General features: G+C 47.8%; 19 protein-coding genes and 1 CRISPR repeat array. Of the genes, 6 read left to right on the forward strand and 13 right to left on the reverse strand.

Translation table 11 applies throughout. From position 1 onward, the window contains the following. Positions 1-91 precede the first annotated feature (91 nt). Positions 92-1,288: a CRISPR direct-repeat array (repeat unit 32 nt; unit sequence GTCGCGCCTCGCGTAGGCGCGTGGATTGAAAC). Between the two features lie 110 nt (positions 1,289-1,398). Together EKO24_RS07425 and EKO24_RS22630 are read right to left on the reverse strand one after the other, a co-directional pair. Beyond that, positions 1,399-1,761, reverse strand: a complete 363-nt coding sequence (locus EKO24_RS07425) for a hypothetical protein (RefSeq protein WP_127026705.1) — start codon at positions 1,759-1,761, stop codon at positions 1,399-1,401. 110 nt (positions 1,762-1,871) lie between these two features. After that, on the reverse strand, positions 1,872-2,045 hold the full coding sequence (locus EKO24_RS22630) for a hypothetical protein (protein ID WP_162853337.1): 174 nt from the start codon (positions 2,043-2,045) through the stop codon (positions 1,872-1,874). Positions 2,046-2,394: 349 nt separating this feature from the next. Between EKO24_RS22630 and zwf the strand changes: the two genes are divergently transcribed. The 4 genes from zwf (at position 2,395) to gltA (ending at position 8,072) form a co-directional block, all read left to right on the forward strand. Continuing rightward, positions 2,395-3,876, forward strand: a complete 1,482-nt coding sequence (zwf, locus tag EKO24_RS07430; protein WP_127026706.1) for a glucose-6-phosphate dehydrogenase — start codon at positions 2,395-2,397, stop codon at positions 3,874-3,876. Between the two features lie 95 nt (positions 3,877-3,971). Continuing rightward, positions 3,972-5,792 (forward strand): phosphogluconate dehydratase, encoded by a 1,821-nt coding sequence (gene edd / locus EKO24_RS07435; RefSeq protein ID WP_127026707.1) that lies wholly within the window; start codon positions 3,972-3,974, stop codon positions 5,790-5,792. Positions 5,793-5,816: 24 nt separating this feature from the next. Beyond that, the gene (locus tag EKO24_RS07440) at positions 5,817-6,467 is read left to right on the forward strand and encodes a bifunctional 4-hydroxy-2-oxoglutarate aldolase/2-dehydro-3-deoxy-phosphogluconate aldolase (RefSeq protein WP_127026708.1); all 651 of its coding nucleotides are present in this window, start codon (positions 5,817-5,819) and stop codon (positions 6,465-6,467) included. 300 nt (positions 6,468-6,767) lie between these two features. After that, positions 6,768-8,072 carry a citrate synthase gene (gltA, locus tag EKO24_RS07445; protein WP_127026709.1) on the forward strand — a complete coding sequence of 435 codons (1,305 nt, stop codon included), beginning with the start codon at positions 6,768-6,770 and terminating at the stop codon, positions 8,070-8,072. Positions 8,073-8,125: 53 nt separating this feature from the next. Here gltA and EKO24_RS07450 read toward each other — a convergent pair whose 3' ends face one another. Together EKO24_RS07450 and EKO24_RS07455 are read right to left on the reverse strand one after the other, a co-directional pair. Beyond that, a complete protein-coding gene (locus tag EKO24_RS07450; RefSeq protein WP_127026710.1) occupies positions 8,126-8,797 on the reverse strand; it encodes an alpha/beta hydrolase in 672 nt (223 codons plus the stop codon). Positions 8,798-8,841: 44 nt separating this feature from the next. After that, positions 8,842-9,249 carry a GFA family protein gene (locus tag EKO24_RS07455; RefSeq protein ID WP_127026711.1) on the reverse strand — a complete coding sequence of 136 codons (408 nt, stop codon included), beginning with the start codon at positions 9,247-9,249 and terminating at the stop codon, positions 8,842-8,844. A 101-nt stretch (positions 9,250-9,350) separates the two neighbouring features. Here EKO24_RS07455 and EKO24_RS07460 point away from each other — a divergent pair, with 101 nt between their 5' ends. Together EKO24_RS07460 and EKO24_RS07465 are read left to right on the forward strand one after the other, a co-directional pair. Continuing rightward, positions 9,351-9,665 (forward strand): DUF3301 domain-containing protein, encoded by a 315-nt coding sequence (locus EKO24_RS07460; protein ID WP_127026712.1) that lies wholly within the window; start codon positions 9,351-9,353, stop codon positions 9,663-9,665. 61 nt (positions 9,666-9,726) lie between these two features. Beyond that, positions 9,727-10,014, forward strand: coding sequence for a hypothetical protein (locus EKO24_RS07465; RefSeq protein WP_127026713.1), 288 nt, complete (start codon positions 9,727-9,729; stop codon positions 10,012-10,014). A 113-nt stretch (positions 10,015-10,127) separates the two neighbouring features. Here the strand turns inward: EKO24_RS07465 and fdxA are convergent, their stop codons facing one another. From fdxA to pilB, 9 genes are all read right to left on the reverse strand, one after another. Further along, positions 10,128-10,451 (reverse strand): ferredoxin FdxA, encoded by a 324-nt coding sequence (gene fdxA / locus EKO24_RS07470; RefSeq protein WP_127026714.1) that lies wholly within the window; start codon positions 10,449-10,451, stop codon positions 10,128-10,130. Between the two features lie 107 nt (positions 10,452-10,558). Beyond that, a complete protein-coding gene (locus EKO24_RS07475) occupies positions 10,559-11,245 on the reverse strand; it encodes a tetratricopeptide repeat protein (RefSeq protein ID WP_127026715.1) in 687 nt (228 codons plus the stop codon). Between the two features lie 51 nt (positions 11,246-11,296). Beyond that, positions 11,297-11,773, reverse strand: a complete 477-nt coding sequence (locus EKO24_RS07480; protein WP_127026716.1) for a CYTH domain-containing protein — start codon at positions 11,771-11,773, stop codon at positions 11,297-11,299. Positions 11,774-12,082: 309 nt separating this feature from the next. Beyond that, the gene (yacG, locus tag EKO24_RS07485) at positions 12,083-12,289 is read right to left on the reverse strand and encodes a DNA gyrase inhibitor YacG (RefSeq protein ID WP_127026717.1); all 207 of its coding nucleotides are present in this window, start codon (positions 12,287-12,289) and stop codon (positions 12,083-12,085) included. After that, a complete protein-coding gene (zapD, locus tag EKO24_RS07490) occupies positions 12,289-13,059 on the reverse strand; it encodes a cell division protein ZapD (protein WP_127026718.1) in 771 nt (256 codons plus the stop codon). Before zapD ends, yacG begins: the two co-directional genes overlap by 1 nt. A 7-nt stretch (positions 13,060-13,066) precedes the next feature. Continuing rightward, the gene (gene coaE, locus EKO24_RS07495) at positions 13,067-13,669 is read right to left on the reverse strand and encodes a dephospho-CoA kinase (RefSeq protein ID WP_127026719.1); all 603 of its coding nucleotides are present in this window, start codon (positions 13,667-13,669) and stop codon (positions 13,067-13,069) included. Positions 13,670-13,673: 4 nt separating this feature from the next. Beyond that, the gene (locus tag EKO24_RS07500; protein ID WP_421743906.1) at positions 13,674-14,564 is read right to left on the reverse strand and encodes a prepilin peptidase; all 891 of its coding nucleotides are present in this window, start codon (positions 14,562-14,564) and stop codon (positions 13,674-13,676) included. A gap of 106 nt (positions 14,565-14,670) precedes the next feature. Beyond that, on the reverse strand, positions 14,671-15,891 hold the full coding sequence (locus tag EKO24_RS07505; protein ID WP_127026721.1) for a type II secretion system F family protein: 1,221 nt from the start codon (positions 15,889-15,891) through the stop codon (positions 14,671-14,673). Between the two features lie 2 nt (positions 15,892-15,893). Next, on the reverse strand, positions 15,894-17,609 hold the full coding sequence (gene pilB, locus EKO24_RS07510) for a type IV-A pilus assembly ATPase PilB (RefSeq protein WP_127026722.1): 1,716 nt from the start codon (positions 17,607-17,609) through the stop codon (positions 15,894-15,896). Between the last annotated feature and the right edge of the window lie 176 nt (positions 17,610-17,785).

Genomic DNA, 17,785 nt, shown 5'->3' on the forward strand with positions numbered 1-17,785 from the left:
CATTCCGCCAATGGCTATTTGTCGCCCGTAGACTACGAATTGCAGCAAAAAGCCGCTTAACCGTGTGTCCGGGAAAGTGTTGACACATCAGGTCGCGCCTCGCGTAGGCGCGTGGATTGAAACGGTGATTAACTGCAACAATAGAAAGTGGTTGACTGGTCGCGCCTCGCGTAGGCGCGTGGATTGAAACCGACCTAAGACATGGTACGTTAATAATAAAAAGTCGCGCCTCGCGTAGGCGCGTGGATTGAAACTTGAGTTAGCATGACTATATTCCGAAGGCTAAAGTCGCGCCTCGCGTAGGCGCGTGGATTGAAACAACGCGTTACCGTATGCATCCGGAGCAAACAGCGTCGCGCCTCGCGTAGGCGCGTGGATTGAAACCTCCAATGCTTGCGCCGCTTCCGTGGCCGTGTATGTCGCGCCTCGCGTAGGCGCGTGGATTGAAACGCAAAACCTTGCAACAATAAAATGGATTGTTGGTCGCGCCTCGCGTAGGCGCGTGGATTGAAACGTCTCCACATAAGTTTTGTGGTGTTTTGTGGGCGTCGCGCCTCGCGTAGGCGCGTGGATTGAAACAACATATGGGGCGTAATCGGCCCCGGCGTAAAGTCGCGCCTCGCGTAGGCGCGTGGATTGAAACAGTACGGCGACTTGGAGGCTGAAACGGCAGCCTGTCGCGCCTCGCGTAGGCGCGTGGATTGAAACTCAACCTGCCTACTCGGTAGCTCCGTGATTCGAGTCGCGCCTCGCGTAGGCGCGTGGATTGAAACTGCGAGATCATGACGTTGCCAGCTATTATCCAGTCGCGCCTCGCGTAGGCGCGTGGATTGAAACTTAACGCGATCTGACCGGGTGCCGGTTGGCTGTCGCGCCTCGCGTAGGCGCGTGGATTGAAACCGCTTAATAGCGTCAATAAACCAAGTGCTGTTGTCGCGCCTCGCGTAGGCGCGTGGATTGAAACCGCGTACTCTTCCGCATGGATGCTTTTTAACAAGTCGCGCCTCGCGTAGGCGCGTGGATTGAAACCTGCTCCACCACCCTGCGTAGCCAGCGATGCGAGTCGCGCCTCGCGTAGGCGCGTGGATTGAAACCGTTTGAAGTTCAAAGATTATTACGATGCCCGGTCGCGCCTCGCGTAGGCGCGTGGATTGAAACTGTATTTTGTCATTGATCGAGCGCATGTAATTGTCGCGCCTCGCGTAGGCGCGTGGATTGAAACGCCCAGCACTTGGCCTCGGCCTTGGTGCAGCAAGGTCGCGCCTCGCGTAGGCGCGTGGATTGAAACACTCATAGGCGTTTCCAATGCGCCGCTGGGCGCGGCGTGGAATGCTGCTTAAAAACATGGAATTAGCGTGAGCAGGCCGGCTAATGCATGCCTTACTCACGCGATTGCGATTAACCTTTGCCGGGCAACATCCCCACCGATCCGGGCTTGATGCGTTTGCAGGTCACAACGACATCTTCCAGATGGCACTGGCTTTTGCCCTGGTTGGCGCCGTTGCACGGTGTACAAGCCGCTTTACCTTCGTCTTTGACTTTTTCGACATGCCAGCCGTAACCTTGTGATTGACAGAATGTTTTGCTGTATCGGGTGATGTTGTAGGGTTTCGATGCGATCGCTATGGCGTCTGATTCTGTTTCACAGTTTGCCGAGGGCAGTGTGTTAGCCATCAGGTCGCGGTAGATATATTCTGTCGCCGGTGCGGTTCCGGAAAAAAAAGCCAGCGCTGCTGACAGGCATAGCAAGTTAAGTTTCATAGTTCTCTCCTGATTATTCTTTAAGTAATATTCATGCTAAGGTGGGCAAGTGCTTTCGCCTGTTTTGGGCCGGCTCTATTTAACCGTGGCCTTAGCATGAAACGCCGGTTTTAGTTCAGCACGCGAATGTTCATCTGCGCCGCTTCTTCCTCCAACTGCTGTTTGATAGGTGCAAACTTTTCGGTTTCGCTTTGTTTGACCATCGCAATAACGACCAGTAATGAAAATATCGTGCCGCTGACGTAGAGCCAGAATCTGTCTTTTACTTTGGTTTGTTCGCTCATTTTTATACCCTCTCTTCGTTTTTTAGTTATTACTGCATGTATCAAGGTTGATAGGACTTAAATCTCAACCCTGTAACGGGTTCCTGCTTGAGGTTTATCGCTTCTGATCGACAAGCAGGATAAGTTAAATTGTTTTCATGATAGTAGCGGATCAATACTATAAGGGAGATGGGAGTTCTGTCAAATAAATATCGATTCGCTACATGTTTTTGTCCGGTAAACTATTCTTCCCGCTACGTATCAGCACTGCATCCTCAAGCAAATTCTGCGATAATGGGCAATATGTACTTCAATCTATAAATCGCCGGGTTTATGTGCCGGCTACAACTATTTACCCAACAATGCATCTATGAACGAAAAAACAGCATTCAAACCTTGTGATCTGGTTATCTTCGGCGCTTTGGGCGATTTATCCCGCCGCAAGCTGCTTATTTCCTTGTATCGGCTTGAAAAAGCCAATTTGATTGAAGCTGACACTCGTATCGTAGGAATAGACCAGCATGAGTGGGATGATCCGGGCTTCGTCGAGATTATCCATAACAGCTTGCAAGAGTTTTTAAATGAAACGATCGATGAAGAAATCTGGGCGCGCTATTCGGCCAGATTTTCGTACCTGAAAATGGATTTGACCCAGTTGGATCAATACCAGCGCCTGCGTAGCGTGATCAACGGCAGCTCCAGGGTGATGGTGAACTATTTCGCGGTTGCCCCTTTCTTATTTACCAATATTTGCCAGGGCTTGGCTAAAAGCGGCGTGTTAAACGAAGAATCGCGGATGGTGATGGAAAAACCGATCGGTCACGACCTTAAATCATCCAAGGAAATTAACGATGCGGTTGCCGAGGTGTTCAGCGAAAGCCAGGTTTTTCGTATCGACCATTATCTGGGTAAGGAAACGGTACTGAATTTATTGGCGTTGCGTTTTGCCAATTCGATTTTTACGACTAATTGGAACCACAATACTATCGATCATATTCAGATCACTGTCGCTGAAGAAGTCGGTATTGAAGGGCGTTGGGATTATTTCGATAAAACCGGGCAGTTGCGCGACATGCTGCAAAACCACCTGTTGCAGATCCTGACGTTTGTGGCGATGGAGCCGCCGGTTAATTTGGAAGCGCAAAGCATACGCAATGAAAAAATAAAAGTGCTGTCCGCGCTACGGCCGATTACCAGGGAAAACGCCAAGCAAAAAACAGTTCGCGGACTGTATTCGGCGGGAGAGATCAACGGCAAGCCGGTGCCGGGCTATCTTGAAGAAGAGGGCGCTAATACCGAGAGCACTACGGAAAGCTTTGTCGCGTTGAAAGTGGCTATCGATAACTGGCGCTGGGCCGGCGTGCCGTTTTATTTGCGCACCGGCAAACGGATGAAATTCAAGCGGACTGAAATCGTCGTTAATTTTAAACAGCAGCCGCATAACATCTTTAAAGAAAGTTTTGCGGACTTGCCGTCGAATAAGCTGATCATTCACTTGCAGCCAAGGGAGGGCGTTGAAATCCAGATACTCAATAAGATACCGGGTATCGATGAGAATATTAAGTTGCAAAAAACCAAGCTGGATTTGAGTTTTTCCGACATATTTAAAAACAGCAAGATTTTCGGCGGTTATGAGAAATTGGTGCTTGAAGCGATGCGCGGCAATCCCACGCTGTTTTTGAGTCGCGAGGAAATTGAGCAGGCTTGGACGTGGATCGACTCGATACAGGATGCGTGGGCGCATATGGATGCCGTGCCGGCCCCCTATGCTGCCGGTACTTGGGGGCCTAAGGCCGCCGATAAGTTAATTGCGAGGGATGAGCGAGCCTGGGAAGAGGAGCCTGAAGAGTAATAGCACTGTAGGGTACGCACCGCGTACCAATTTTCCAAGCTTAATAAGGGTACGCGATGCGTACCCCACCTTGATTAATGTAGAAGGAAAAAATTATGCATCCCGTATTAGAAAAAGTAACCAACGATGTTATTGAACGCAGCCGCGAAACGCGTTCCGCTTATTTGGCTCGCGTCGATGCGGCCGCAAAAAAAGAGCCGCACCGGGTTGAGCTGGCTTGCGGTAACTTGGCTCATGCTTTTGCCGCTTGCGGAGCCGGTGACAAAGTCGATTTAACCGGGCAGCAAAAAGCCAATATCGCGATTATCTCTTCTTACAACGATATGCTGTCGGCGCACGAGCCGTATAAGGATGCGCCGGCGCTGATTAAGTCCGCAATCAAGGAAGCGGGCGGCGTTGCCCAGTTTGCCGGCGGCGTGCCGGCGATGTGCGACGGCGTGACTCAAGGCCGTCCCGGTATGGAATTGTCGCTGTTCAGCCGCGATGTGATCGCGATGGCGACGGCTGTAGGCTTGAGCCACAACATGTTCGACGGTGCGCTGTACTTGGGCGTCTGCGATAAGATAGTGCCCGGATTGTTGATCGGCGCTTTGAGTTTCGGTCATTTGCCTGCCGTGTTCGTACCGGCGGGACCGATGCCCACAGGCTTGTCCAACAAAGAAAAAGTCCGTATCCGCCAGCTTTACGCCGAAGGCAAGGTTGGCCGTAAAGAGCTGCTGGAGTCCGAGGCCGCTTCTTATCACAGTGCCGGCACCTGTACGTTCTACGGCACCGCGAACAGCAACCAGATGATGGTTGAGATCATGGGCCTGCATTTGCCGGGCAGCTCGTTCGTCAATCCTTACACGCCGTTACGCGACGAATTGACCAAAGCCGCGGCCAAGCAAGTCTTGAAGTTTACCGCGATGGGTGACGACTTCCGCCCTATCGGCCGCATGATCGACGAGAAAGCGATTATCAACGCGATTATCGGCTTATTGGCAACCGGCGGCTCAACGAATCACACCATACACTTGATCGCGATTGCGCGGGCAGCCGGCATCATTATCAATTGGGATGATTTTGATCAATTGTCCAGGGCGGTGCCGCTGTTAACCCGTATTTATCCGAACGGCCAGGCCGACATCAACCACTTCCAGGCCGCAGGCGGCATGGGCGTGTTGATTGCCGAGCTGTTAAGGAACGGTCTGCTGCATGAAGATATTATGACGGTTGCCGATCAACGCGGCATGAGCCATTATGATCAAGAGCCCAAGCTGGTCGACGGCCAATTGATTTGGGAAGCTTGCCCTGACGCTTCTTTGGACGCGGAAGTAATCAGTACGGTCGCCAAGCCGTTTGCGGCGGGCGGCGGCTTGCATGTGATGCACGGCAATTTGGGGCGCGGAGTGTCCAAAGTTTCCGCGGTAGCGGAAAAACACCAGGTCGTTGAAGCGCCGGCGATGGTGTTCGACGACCAGGACGATGTGGTTGCGGCCTTTAAGCGCGGCGAAATGGACAAGGATGTGATTGTTGTATTGCGTTTCCAAGGACCGAAATCCAACGGCATGCCCGAATTGCACAAATTGACGCCGTCTCTGGGCGTGTTGCAGGATAAAGGCTTTAAAGTCGGTTTGGTTACGGATGGACGAATGTCCGGCGCTTCGGGTAAAGTGCCTTCGGCTATCCACATGTGTCCTGAATGTGCGGAAGGCGGTCCATTAACTAGAGTACGTGACGGAGACATGATCCAACTGAACACTCAAACCGGCGAGGTCAACGTGTTGGTAGAGGCTGCTGAATTCGCTGCCCGCGAGCCGGCGGCCAATAGTGCCAAAGGACATCATTTCGGTATGGGCCGTGAATTGTTTGGCGCTTTCCGCCTGGGGGCGTCTTCTGCTGAAACCGGCGCTACAAATCTGTTTGTTGCCGATTAATAACTATAAAATTTGGTACAACCAATGACTAAAAATAACTGGAAAATTCAACCCGACATTATCTTAAACACTTGCCCGGTGATGCCGGTGATGGTCATCCAGAATCTTGAAGACGCGGTTCCTTTGGCCCAGGCCTTGGTCGCAGGCGGCATCAAGGTGCTGGAGATAACGCTACGGACCCCGATAGCGATCGATGCAATTAAGCTTATCAGCGCAGAAGTGAAAGACGCGATTGTCGGCGCCGGCACGATTACTACGCCGGAACAGTTAAAAGAGGCGGAAGAGGCGGGCGCGGTTTTCGCGATTAGCCCAGGATTAACGCCAAGACTTTTGGAAGCTGCCAATGCGGGGAATATCGCATTGATTCCGGGCATATCCACGTTGTCGGAGTTGATGTTGGGCATGGAGTACGGTTTGGATCATTTTAAATTCTTCCCGGCGGAAGCGGCAGGCGGCATACCTATGCTGAAATCCATCGCCGGGCCGGTTCCTAAAGTGACTTTTTGCCCGACAGGCGGTATTTCTCCGGAAAATTACAATAATTACTTGCAGTTAAGCAATGTTGCCTGTGTTGGCGGATCTTGGTTGGCGCCCGTCGACGTAGTAAAGGCGAAAAACTGGACAAAAGTGACTGAACTGGCAAAGCAAGCTATAGATAGGGCGGTTTCGGCTTGATCGTGTCATTCTTGCGTATGAGGAAGGTAGGGTCATTGCCGTTTTAAGCGTTAAAAGTAATTGTTGTAGGGTGGTGCGCTTTTATGGCAGTGAGACGGTACGGCCCCATGGATGGGGTAGAATCGCATTTAACAGCGATCGAGAGTCAACGATATTTTTGGGAATTTGGTTATTCATATGCAAATTCCCTATTAAAATGCTAGCCAACAGTAATGATATTTAATCGGCCCTGGCTATTGCTGTATATTGCAGGTTGGCCAGCTTTCTGATGATGGATCACGTTCAAAACCGGGAAAAACCATGACTAAATTGCGCACTGCCACCTTAAACGAGAATACACAGTCTTTATGTGAGTTGCCTATTTTGTCCGGAACAACGGGGCCGGACGTCATAGATATTCAGTCTTTATACCAAAAGACCGGCATGTTTACCTATGATCCGGGCTTTACTTCTACGGCCAGTTGCAGCTCATCGATAACGTATATCGATGGCGAGAAAGGGATATTGCTTTATCGCGGCTATCCGATTGAGCAGCTTGCAGAACATTGTACCTTCTTGGAAGTTTGTTATCTGCTGCTGAACGGCGAGTTGCCTACTCCTGAGGAAATGCAGCGGTTTGAAGGGACAATAACCATGCATACGATGGTGCATGACCAGCTGACCAATTTTTTTAAAGGCTTCCGCCGCGATGCCCACCCGATGGCGATCATGGTTGCTGTTGTCGGTGCGCTGTCGGCGTTTTATCATGACGCGCTGGACATAAAATCGAAAAAAGACCGCGATATAAGTGCGATCCGCCTGATTGCTAAAGTACCGACCATTGTCGCGATGTGTCATAAATACAGCATCGGCTTGCCGTTTATGTATCCGCAAAACAAGCTCAGCTACGTCGAGAACTTTATGCGCATGATGCTGGGCACGCCATGCGACGACTTCGTGCCCAATCCGGTGTTGGTCAAGGCACTGGACAGGATCTTGATTCTTCATGCCGACCATGAGCAAAACGCTTCGACTTCCACGGTACGTTTGGCAGGTTCCAGCGGCGCTAATCCTTACGCCTGTATTACTGCCGGGATTGCCTGTCTTTGGGGCGCGGCGCATGGCGGCGCTAATGAAGCGGTGCTGAATATGCTGGAAGAGATTGAGGATGTTTCGAATATCAACAAATATATTGCTAAAGCCAAGGATAAGAACGATTCGTTCAGGCTGATGGGCTTCGGGCACCGGGTTTATAAAAACTATGATCCGCGCGCTAAATTAATGCGCGAAACCTGTCATGAAGTGCTGACTGAGCTGGGCCTGCACGATGACAAAATATTTAAGCTGGCGCTGGAATTGGAGCGCATCGCGCTTGAGGATGAATATTTCATCGAGAAAAAGCTTTACCCGAATGTCGATTATTATTCGGGTATCGTATTGCACGCATTAGGTATTCCTACCAACATGTTTACTGCGATGTTCGCAATGGGGCGAACGGTAGGGTGGATCTCGCATTGGGATGAGATGATTGCCGATCCCGATCAAAAGATTGGCCGGCCAAGACAACTTTATACCGGCGCAACAAGGCGCGATATACCGCCGCAGCATGTCAAGCCAAGCACTTGAGACGCTATTCCGTAGCTCCTTGAATAGGAGCTACGGAATTTGCCGGCTGTCTATCATATAAGAATCGAATTCATAAAGACTGAAATATGCTCGATTTCTTCAACGCAAAGGCTGTGTTCCATGACGTAATCATGCCATTCGATGTTGTAGCCCATTGCTTGTAGCGCATTGAACGCGGCTTTGCCGGATTCGACGGCAACGACAGGATCGATGATGCCGTGAGCTACAAATATCGGCGTACCGTTGCCGGCGGCTGAGCGTTCGGTTTTTAATTGATCGATAGTCGGTAAATGAGTCGACAGGGCGATAATCCCGGCCAGTTTATGTTGGTGTTTTAACCCTGTATGAAGTGCAATAACGCCGCCTTGAGAGAACCCGGCCAGTAAAATATTTGCCGACGGGATGCCTTTAGCGATTTCTTGTTGAATCAGCGATTCAATCTGACTGGCTGAACGAGAGATGCCGTCAATATCGACTTGGCGTTCCAGCGACATTTCTAAAATATCGTACCAGGAGCGCATGGCCACTCCGCCATTGATAGTCACCGGCTGAATAGGCGCATTGGGGAAAATAAAGTGGGTATTTGCTTCCGCGGCCAGATGCAGTTCGGGAATAATGCTTTCAAAATCATGACCGTCGGCGCCTAAGCCATGCAGCCATATTACTGAATATTTATGGGGGGCGTCGGGTTGTATTTCGATGATGCTCAATTGTTCGGAATTCATGACTTCTCCAAAATAAATAAAATTGCCGATAGCTTAACCTAATGTCATGGATTGCCGTCAAATTTTGGTAAATCCGGATTCATAATGTCCCATGGCTGGGCGTCTGCTACCCAAATATCTTTTTGTGGATGAAAAATGGCGGGATCGTCAAGCGTTGCGGCGGAGACCGGTCTTATATCGATAAAAGCGCTGTTTCTGCCGAATAGCGAGGTTCCGCATTCAGGGCAAAAAGCGCGATAGACTGTGTGCCCGCTTGCTGCAATAGTGGCGTATTCTTTATAACTGCCGGTTATGCACAAGGCCGGGGCTGGAACGAGCATGCCGGCAAAATAGGGTGCTCCAATCGCTTTCTGGCAGGTCCGGCAATGGCAGTTGAAGCTTCCTATTGGCTTGGTTAAGATTTGATACCTGATTGCGCCGCAAAGACAGCCGCCAGTAATGGGAAGTTTCATGCTTTCTCCTTAGACGCGTGGGCAGATATTGCCGGGAATGTTTGCCGGCAAATCTTAGTACAATAGGTTTAACATATTTTCACAACGCCGAATCATAAGCAATGCTGGATGATCTTATTTTAATCGCTTTATTGCTGAGTGCATGCCTGTATTGGTTTAGCGGGCAACGGGTAAAGGAGGCCGCGCTTAAAGCCGTCCAGACGCATTGTCTGGAGTTGGACGTCCAGATGTTGGATGAGTATGTGGCTCTGGCGGGCATCCGCTTAAAGAGAGATCGAACAGGAAAAATGCAGTTGCAACGGACGTTTCGGTTTGAATTTTCTTCAACCGGAAATGAACGTTACAACGGTGTTTGCATGATGCTGGGGCGGCGAGTTGAATCCATTCAGATGGAACCGTACCGCTTTGACAGCTGACCGAGTGCAAGAGTTGCAAGTGATGTGCTGAAGAAATGATTTTTTGCGGAGGATTAATTAAATGAATAAATGTCCAGTATGTGGTCATCAGCGAAATGACCGAGATATGAAGTGTCCGGAATGCGGTAGTTTTTATTCAAAAATTGCTGAGATTATTGCCGAGCAGGAAGCGGAAGAGGAAATGCAAACATTCCGTGGCCGATGCAAAAGGATTCTTCATTCGGGTAATGTTAAACATGAACTGCTGGCCGAATTAAGACTGATGAGGGAGGGGCTGACTAACAGAGGGATGTTTGCGCTGTTTGTGATTTTTGTTTTTGTGTTTGCTTTAGTTGTCTCTGTCTTGTAGCAAAGCATCAAGCAGCAATGTCATACTGAAAAAGCGTGCACTGCTAGTATAAGCTGTCGGTTTACTCCAACAGCTTAACTTAGGCTAAGGCAGTTAGCTTCTTGGCGAGGTTGTTATTTTTCCAGCAAGTCGACTTTGCTTGGCTTTCCATTCCATTCGTCAGCATCCGGTAAAGCCGGTTTTACGTCCGTAATGACGGGCCATTTTTTAGAAAGTTCGGCGTTTAATTCGATAAAAATTTCTTGTCCTTCCGGCAACTCGTCTTCTGCAAAAATTGCATTAGCCGGGCACTCAGGCTCGCATAGCGTGCAATCTATACATTCGTCTGGATCAATAACCAGAAAGTTGGGACCTTCACGAAAGCAATCTACAGGGCATACATCGACACAATCAGTAAATTTGCATTTAATACAGTTTTCGGTGACTACAAAAGCCATAATTATTACCAGGAAAGTTGATTTTAATTTAAGGGAGTTATTCTAGCAGAAAGCATTAGATGATTGAATGCCCGAGTTTGCTAATTATCAGGATTGAATGATGCAACTTACTTTGCGCTTGCCGAATTGAATACAGAGAGAAGTATACCTTTTTCGCCTTTGGCTTTTCGTTCTTGGGTATTCTTTAAGGCGGCCTTTGCCTCTGTTTTTAGCTGATTGTCGGCGAAGAGTTGTTCGTTGCGAGCCGGAGCTGTTGCGGCTTTTTCAAAATAAACGGCTGCTTCATTGAGTCTATTATGCAATAACAGAAATTCGCCGTAAAAATAGTTCGTATCAATGCCTTCGGGATTGATTTTAAGTGCGGTTTCCAGCATTTGCTTGGCGGCATCGTCATCGCCAAATGAGATAGGCCATTTAGGCACCATGTAATAAAGCGTGCCTAAAGTTACATAAGCTGAGCCGTTCATGGTTTCCGGATTGATTTTAATAGCTTTAATCAATAAATCGCGTGCTTCATGAATGGCTTCAAGAGCGGGAAAAGCATCCTGATGCTCGGCATAGGTCGCTTTTATTACTGCTTGCCAAAAAATGGGTTCGGCTGCATCCGGATATTGCCGGGTTAGTTTTGCGGTTTTATCGAGCAGTTGAATATAAGCCGGCCCTTGCTTTTTTTTGGGGGTGTTGTAGTAAATGGATGCCCACTCGGCTTCGATGCTTGTTAAAGAGTCTTTAAGGCTCTCTGCAAGGCATTGATTTGATAGTAGCAATAAAACAACAAAAACTATATTTTTCATTACAAAAATATAGAATAAAACTTATGATATTTCAATATGTGTATGAAATATTTAATCTTCGTGCCATTCTGAATAGGGTTGTATTGCTAAGTTGTTGTTGTAATAACGCAAATCGCCGGTAACCTCGATGCCTAGCCAGGATGGTTTTGAGAAAGATTGTCCTGTCGAGTCCAATTCAATTTCCGCGACAATCAGTCCTTGATTATCGCCTTCAAACTCGTCAATTTCCCAAAGATTGTCGTCATTGGTGACGAAATGACGTGTTTTTTCGATTAGCGGTTTTCGGCAAAGATTATCCAATATCTCGTTCGCATCGCTTAGCGGGATTTCATATTCATATTCGTGACGATGAGTGCCGATAGTTGCAGTTTTTATATTCAGCCATGCATGATCGTCACTGACACGTACTCTAATTGAGCTGGTCGCCTGAGAGCTCAAATAGCCCTGCCGGTATTTTACGGAGTGACTAACGTATTTACGCCAATCGTCATTGGCAAGCAAAAATTTATGTTCTATCTCTATAGCCATGATTAGATTTCCTTATGGTGGTGGGTAAGTTGCGAAAAATACTTCGGTTTCTCCCGCGGTAACGGTAGCAGCAAGAGAGGCATTTTTTACTGCTCTGGCAGCAGTGCTATATCGAAAAATTACTGAGTAACTTTTCGGTATTCAAGACGAGGATAAGGCTGAGCTATGAAAGCAAACTTAAACATATTTTGCTGCGAGCGTATAAAGTCGGGCTCGTTTTGACTAGCGGCTTAAGCAATATCCGGTTTTGTGCGATTTTTAGCTGGAAGTATCCTTCCCGTGAAACAAAACGTTTATAGGACGGTTTGGCTAATGAAGAAAAGTGTCGTCTTCGTTATTGTCTTCCAAGTAAACCGGTTGTCCGGGAATCCTCTTTTCTTCTGCTGCCCACTCGCCCAAGTCAATCAATTTGCAGCGCTCGGAGCAGAATGGTTTGGATGTTTGTTCAGGAAGCCAAGGCACAGCGCATCCGCAGTTTGGACATTTTACAATAAGAGGTTTATTCGATGCCGGCATCAAAAAAGACAGCAGGTTAAAGAAAAAGTAATATTATCGGGGCTTTGTGTTGGGCGTTTGTTGTCGGAAGACGGTGTCATGAAGCGAATGGTGCAACGGTGTTTTCCTCCGCTAATTTCTGCAAAACAGTGTATGGATTTATCCAGGCTGATTTTAAGCAGTTGGTGAGGCTGGTTGGTGTCGAGCAAAAATTGAAAGAAGCCGGCTTCGGCAACCTCTTGAGTCGGGGAGCTGCAATTACGGATAAAGTTAAGGATCAGGTCAATGGCGATACGAATGTCGTCGAAGGGCTTGCTCCAGTGTTCCAGATCTTTTAATCGGGTAGCTTCATCCTGTTCGAGCCAATAATGAAATTCGGGTAAATCAAAGGAACAGGTTCCGCCGGGGATGGAACTGCGTTGAGCGATGCTCTGGAACAAGTCGCTTTCCATAACGCGAGTACCAATCTTGCCACTGGTTCCATAAAGCTTTTTACTGGTTTGGTTTAATGTACTGAGCAGTTCTTCCAGTTTTTGAGTGTCGACACCTTGGTTATGGGCAATTTTGTTCAGTACATTGGCATGGCGATCCAGTTCTTTGAGTATTTCCGATTTTAGATCATTACGTCTGAAGATTGTCATGATGTCGAGCAGCACATTAATAGCCGCGCGTTTATCGGCGACTGTCTCTCCCGTTAGGAAATGGCTGAATTGTTGGAAAAGCTGTTCTAACCGTATGAAAACCCGGATGCGTTCATTGAGTGGAAATTCATAGGTAATGGTGTTGTTCACAGACAAATTAATCCCGGCAAGCGCTTAATGAAAGGTACAAATTGTGCAGTTTTTTTACTTGTTCTGCAAGTCCGGAATCAGTCGTTGAGTTATCGATCAGGTCTTCGGCTCTTGCTCTTCTGTATGCCCGGGACACTTGATTATTAATGATAGATTGTATCCTTTCAACGGTCAGGTTATCCCGCATTTGAACGCGCTCAATCTGCGTTTCAACAGGGCAATCGATAACAAGAATCCGGTCAACAAGATCAGTCATGTTGGTTTCGAATAGTAATGGAATGCTGATAATGCAGTAAGGAGCATTTAGCTGTTCAAGCTCCGTTTGTAGCGTTCTATAGATTAACGGATGGAGTATCGATTCAAGCTTTTGTTTTTGTTTAAGATCGGAAAAAACTATCTCCCTGAGATTTTGCCTGCTTAATGAACCGTCGGGCTTAAGGATGTCCGGGCCAAATTTCTGTTGTATTTGAGTCAGCGCGGGTTGGCCTTTTTCGACCAGCCGATGGGCTATTTCATCGGCATCAAGTATGGGAATATGTAGATCTGAGAAGATTTTTGCGACAGTTGATTTGCCGCAGCCTATACCTCCGGTTAAGCCGACTTTCAGCATGGGCTTATAGGCCTATATAATTCAAATACAGTTGGTTGAGATCATTCCCCCACAATAATGCAATCCATCCGGCCGCAGCCAGATAAGGGCCGAAAGGAATGGGAACATTGTGATCGTGTTTCACAAAAATAATCATGCTGACGCCAATAACGGCGCCAACTAACGAAGATAATAAAATAATAATCGGCAAATACTGCCAGCCCAGCCAAGCGCCGAATAAAGCCAGTAATTTGAAGTCGCCATAGCCCATGCCTTCTTTGCCGGTTGCCAGTTTAAACAGATGAAAGACTGTCCAAAGAGCGATGTAGCCGGCTACTGCGCCGATAATGCTGGCATGGGTATCGGTAAAGATATTAAACAGGCTCAGGCACATCCCGAGCCAAAGTAAAGGAAGGGTAATGGAGTCGGGCAATAACTGATGGTCAATATCAATAAACGTTAATGCAATTAATGACCAAGTCAGCAGTAGTGCAAAAGCGGCTTGAGCCGTATAGCCAAAATGCCAAGCGACTACGATTGAAGCGAGCGCTGTAAGCGCTTCGATGATGGGGTAACGTATTGAAATGCGGCAGCCGCACGTCGCGCATTTACCTTTTAAAAAAAGGTAACTGATGACTGGAATGTTTTGGTATGGCTTGATTGGCGTGTTGCAGCCGGGGCAGCGGGATAAAGGGAAAACCAGGTTGAAGGGCTCTTCGATTTGTGGCCCGGCACCGGCGGATGCATCGTCCCTTACAGCTTCAGGGCTGATTTGCAGATATTCCAGACATTCCTTACGCCATCCCCGCTGCATCATTATCGGTAGTCTGTAGATGACAACGTTCAGGAAACTGCCGACAAGCAAACCGACAATGCCAGCCAGGGCAGAAAATAGAGCGGCGATATTTAAAAGCATATTAAGCTGTTGCATCTGTTCATGGATAAGTGAGCGCTCCGTGGCGGGAGCGTTTATCAGTAGGATATTTCGAGCAATGAGTGGTATGTCTAGTCGGTAAGAAGGATTACTTGATAGCTGCGCCCATTTTAAATATCGGTAAATACATCGCGACAATCAGGCCGCCAACCAAAATACCTAAAATAACCATGATGAAAGGCTCCATTAAACTACTTAGGTTGTCGACAAGATTATCGACTTCTTCGTCGAAAAAATCGGCAACTTTTAACAGCATTGAGTCCATAGATCCTGATTCTTCTCCGATAGCCACCATTTGTATAACCATGTTGGGCCAGAGGTCCGCCTGCTGCATCGCAAATTGAAGCCTTTGCCCGGTTGACACTTCATCGCGCATTTTTAATACGGCTTCGCTGTAAATAATGTTGCCGCAGGCTCCGGCAACCGACTCCAAGGCTTCTACCAAGGGTACGCCGGCTGCCGACATGGTAGCCAAGGTTCTGGAAAACCGTGCGATTGCAGATTTATGTAGAATCATGCCGACTACCGGCACTTTTAATAAAGCTTTATCAAGGAAGTGATTAAATTTCCTTGAGCGTTTCTTGAAATAGATAAATGTGTAAACAGTGCCGACAATAATACCAACAACGATATACCACCAGGATTGCATCCATTCGGACATGGCCACAACCATTTTAGTGAATGCCGGTAAGTCGGCGCCAAAACTTTTGAACATGTCGGAAAAGACCGGAACCACGAAAATCAATAGGATAGTCGTGACAATAAAAGCTACTACTATGACCGCGATCGGATAAGTCAGAGCCTTTTTGATCTTTTTCTTCATCGACTCGGTTTTTTCTTTGTAGGTGGCGATTTTATCCAGCAGCGTTTCCAAAACCCCGGCTTGTTCACCAGCATCAACCAAGTTACAAGTTAATTCATCAAAATATAACGGCCTTTTTTTTAGCGCTTGGGCTAAGGTATCGCCGCCTTCAATATCGGCTTTGATGCCCAATAGCAGCGTTTCCATGCTTGGGTTATCGTGGCCTTTGCCGACAATATCGAATGACTGAACCAAAGGTACGCCGGCTTTAAGCATGGTGGCTAATTGTCTGGTAAAAATGGCTATATCAGCCGGGGTGATAGCTTGAACTTTCTTGGTGAATAGCGGTTTGGGTTTTTTCTTGAATTTGACTACGCGGTATCCCTGTCGTCTTAACTCGGTCTTTGCAATGGTTTCACTCTTTGCAGAGATGATTCCTCCAGCTTTCTTTTTATTTTTATCGGTTCCCGCCCAGACGAAATCGATTTGTTCCGGTTGTTCTGCCATGATTATTCCTTGGTAATTCGATCAATTTCTTCCAGGCTGGTTATGCCCATGCGTACTTTATTTAAGCCGGATCTTCGCAAATCGTTAAAACCTTCGGCTAAAGCGCATTCCGCGAGTTGATCGGTATTGCCTCCGTTCAATATAAGGCTGCGCATTTTATCAGTGAGCGTCAGCACTTGATAAACACCGACCCGGCCTTTGTAACCGTTGTTGCAGTGCTCGCAGCCAACAGCACTGAATATTTTAAGGTCGGGTAGTTCGTCCGGTTTAAAGCCCGCCGCTAAAAGGACTTTATCCGGATAGTCGGCAGGCACTTTGCAATGCTCGCAAAGCCGTCTGCCTAAACGCTGTGCCATGATCAAATTGACTGCTGAAACGATGTTGAAGGGCGGGATGCCCATTTGCAAGAGTCGGTTCAAGGTTTGCGGCGCATCATTTGTATGCAGAGTTGATAATACCAAATGTCCCGTTTGTGCGGCTTTTACAGCGATTTCGGCCGTTTCCAGGTCACGAATCTCACCGACCATGATAATGTCGGGATCTTGCCGTAAAAAGGCCCGCAATGCGCTGGCGAAAGTTAGGCCGGCTTTAGGGTTCATATTGACCTGGTTGATACCCTCTACGGTAATTTCCACAGGATCCTCGGCAGTAGAAATGTTACGTTCCATTGTATTGAGGATATTAAGCCCCGTATAAAGTGAAACCGTTTTACCGCTACCCGTTGGTCCCGTTACCAACACTAATCCGTAAGGCTTATTAATGGCTTCCAGGAAAATCCGTTGTTGTTCCGGCTCAAACCCCAGTTTTTCGATGCCCAACTGAGCACTGGTAGGGTCCAAAATACGCAATACGACTTTTTCGCCGAATAGCGTAGGGCAGGTATTTACCCGGAAATCAATCGCACGGTTTTTGGATAAAGTCATTTTGATACGGCCGTCTTGCGGAACCCTGCGTTCGGCAATATCCATCTTGGACATGACTTTAAGGCGGGAGACAAGCCTGTTGGCAATACTAGGCGGAGGCGAGGCAATTTGACGAAGTATGCCGTCCGATCTATAGCGGATACGGAACGTTTTTTCGTAAGGCTCCATATGTATATCGGATACGCCTTGTTTTATCGAGTCCAGCAGTATTTTGTTCACGTAACGAACAATTGGCGCATCGTCAACATCAGGCGTAATGACATCGGCTTTGTTCGCATCTTCTTCTCCCCCGGTAATGTCCAGGTTTTCCAAGTCCTCATCCAGCATATTGCCCATTGAGGTATCGGCGGCTTCTAAAGCAACCTCAATCGCTTTAATGAGCTTGTCTTCTTCAACCAGAATGGCTTCGGGATTAAGGCGGCTGTGAAATTTGATGTCATCCAGTGCGTGGAAGTTGGTCGGGTCGGATACAGCGACAAACAGCGTTTTGCCCCGGCTTAGCAGCGGCAACACATGGTATTTCTGGATAAGCTTTTCGCCGACCAGATTAACGGGGAGCCTACGGCAGTCAATCGCATTAAGGTCAAGAAAAGGAATGCCAAACTCTTGCGAAGCTTGGGCGGCTAGGGCCTTGCTATCGATAAGCTTGTGGGTAACAAGATAGCGTATTAGCGGAATTTGACTTTTTTTTGCTTCCTGACTATGAATTTGCGCATCGCTTTCGGTTAGCAATCCTTTCTCGATCAAGCATCGTGTAAGGCCACTAAATTGTAAATCTGTCGATGCGGTATTCATGGGATGGTTACTTTGTCAGTTGTTTGATTGAATATAGATTAAAAAGGTACAAGGTACAAGGTACAAGGTACAAGGTACAAGGTACAAGGCTAAAGGCTAAAGGCTAAAGGCTAAAGGCTAAAGGCTAAAGGCTAAAGGCTAAAGGCTAAAGGCTAAAGGCTAAAGGCTAAAGGCTA

It is taken from the genome of Candidatus Methylobacter oryzae, assembly GCF_003994235.2.
In the GTDB taxonomy this organism is placed as follows: domain Bacteria; phylum Pseudomonadota; class Gammaproteobacteria; order Methylococcales; family Methylomonadaceae; genus Methylobacter_A; species Methylobacter_A oryzae.

Bases quoted from the DNA above. Each gene is read 5' to 3' on its own strand.
- EKO24_RS07425 (WP_127026705.1), bottom strand. From the start codon at position 1,761: ATGAAACTTAACTTGCTATGCCTGTCAGCAGCGCTGGCTTTTTTTTCC.
- EKO24_RS22630 (WP_162853337.1), bottom strand. From the start codon at position 2,045: ATGAGCGAACAAACCAAAGTAAAAGACAGATTCTGGCTCTACGTCAGC.
- zwf (WP_127026706.1), top strand. From the start codon at position 2,395: ATGAACGAAAAAACAGCATTCAAACCTTGTGATCTGGTTATCTTCGGC.
- edd (WP_127026707.1), top strand. From the start codon at position 3,972: ATGCATCCCGTATTAGAAAAAGTAACCAACGATGTTATTGAACGCAGC.
- EKO24_RS07440 (WP_127026708.1), top strand. From the start codon at position 5,817: ATGACTAAAAATAACTGGAAAATTCAACCCGACATTATCTTAAACACT.
- gltA (WP_127026709.1), top strand. From the start codon at position 6,768: ATGACTAAATTGCGCACTGCCACCTTAAACGAGAATACACAGTCTTTA.
- EKO24_RS07450 (WP_127026710.1), bottom strand. From the start codon at position 8,797: ATGAATTCCGAACAATTGAGCATCATCGAAATACAACCCGACGCCCCC.
- EKO24_RS07455 (WP_127026711.1), bottom strand. From the start codon at position 9,249: ATGAAACTTCCCATTACTGGCGGCTGTCTTTGCGGCGCAATCAGGTAT.
- EKO24_RS07460 (WP_127026712.1), top strand. From the start codon at position 9,351: ATGCTGGATGATCTTATTTTAATCGCTTTATTGCTGAGTGCATGCCTG.
- EKO24_RS07465 (WP_127026713.1), top strand. From the start codon at position 9,727: ATGAATAAATGTCCAGTATGTGGTCATCAGCGAAATGACCGAGATATG.
- fdxA (WP_127026714.1), bottom strand. From the start codon at position 10,451: ATGGCTTTTGTAGTCACCGAAAACTGTATTAAATGCAAATTTACTGAT.
- EKO24_RS07475 (WP_127026715.1), bottom strand. From the start codon at position 11,245: ATGAAAAATATAGTTTTTGTTGTTTTATTGCTACTATCAAATCAATGC.
- EKO24_RS07480 (WP_127026716.1), bottom strand. From the start codon at position 11,773: ATGGCTATAGAGATAGAACATAAATTTTTGCTTGCCAATGACGATTGG.
- yacG (WP_127026717.1), bottom strand. From the start codon at position 12,289: ATGCCGGCATCGAATAAACCTCTTATTGTAAAATGTCCAAACTGCGGA.
- coaE (WP_127026719.1), bottom strand. From the start codon at position 13,669: ATGCTGAAAGTCGGCTTAACCGGAGGTATAGGCTGCGGCAAATCAACT.
- EKO24_RS07500 (WP_421743906.1), bottom strand. From the start codon at position 14,564: ATGCTTTTAAATATCGCCGCTCTATTTTCTGCCCTGGCTGGCATTGTC.
- EKO24_RS07505 (WP_127026721.1), bottom strand. From the start codon at position 15,891: ATGGCAGAACAACCGGAACAAATCGATTTCGTCTGGGCGGGAACCGAT.
- pilB (WP_127026722.1), bottom strand. From the start codon at position 17,609: ATGAATACCGCATCGACAGATTTACAATTTAGTGGCCTTACACGATGC.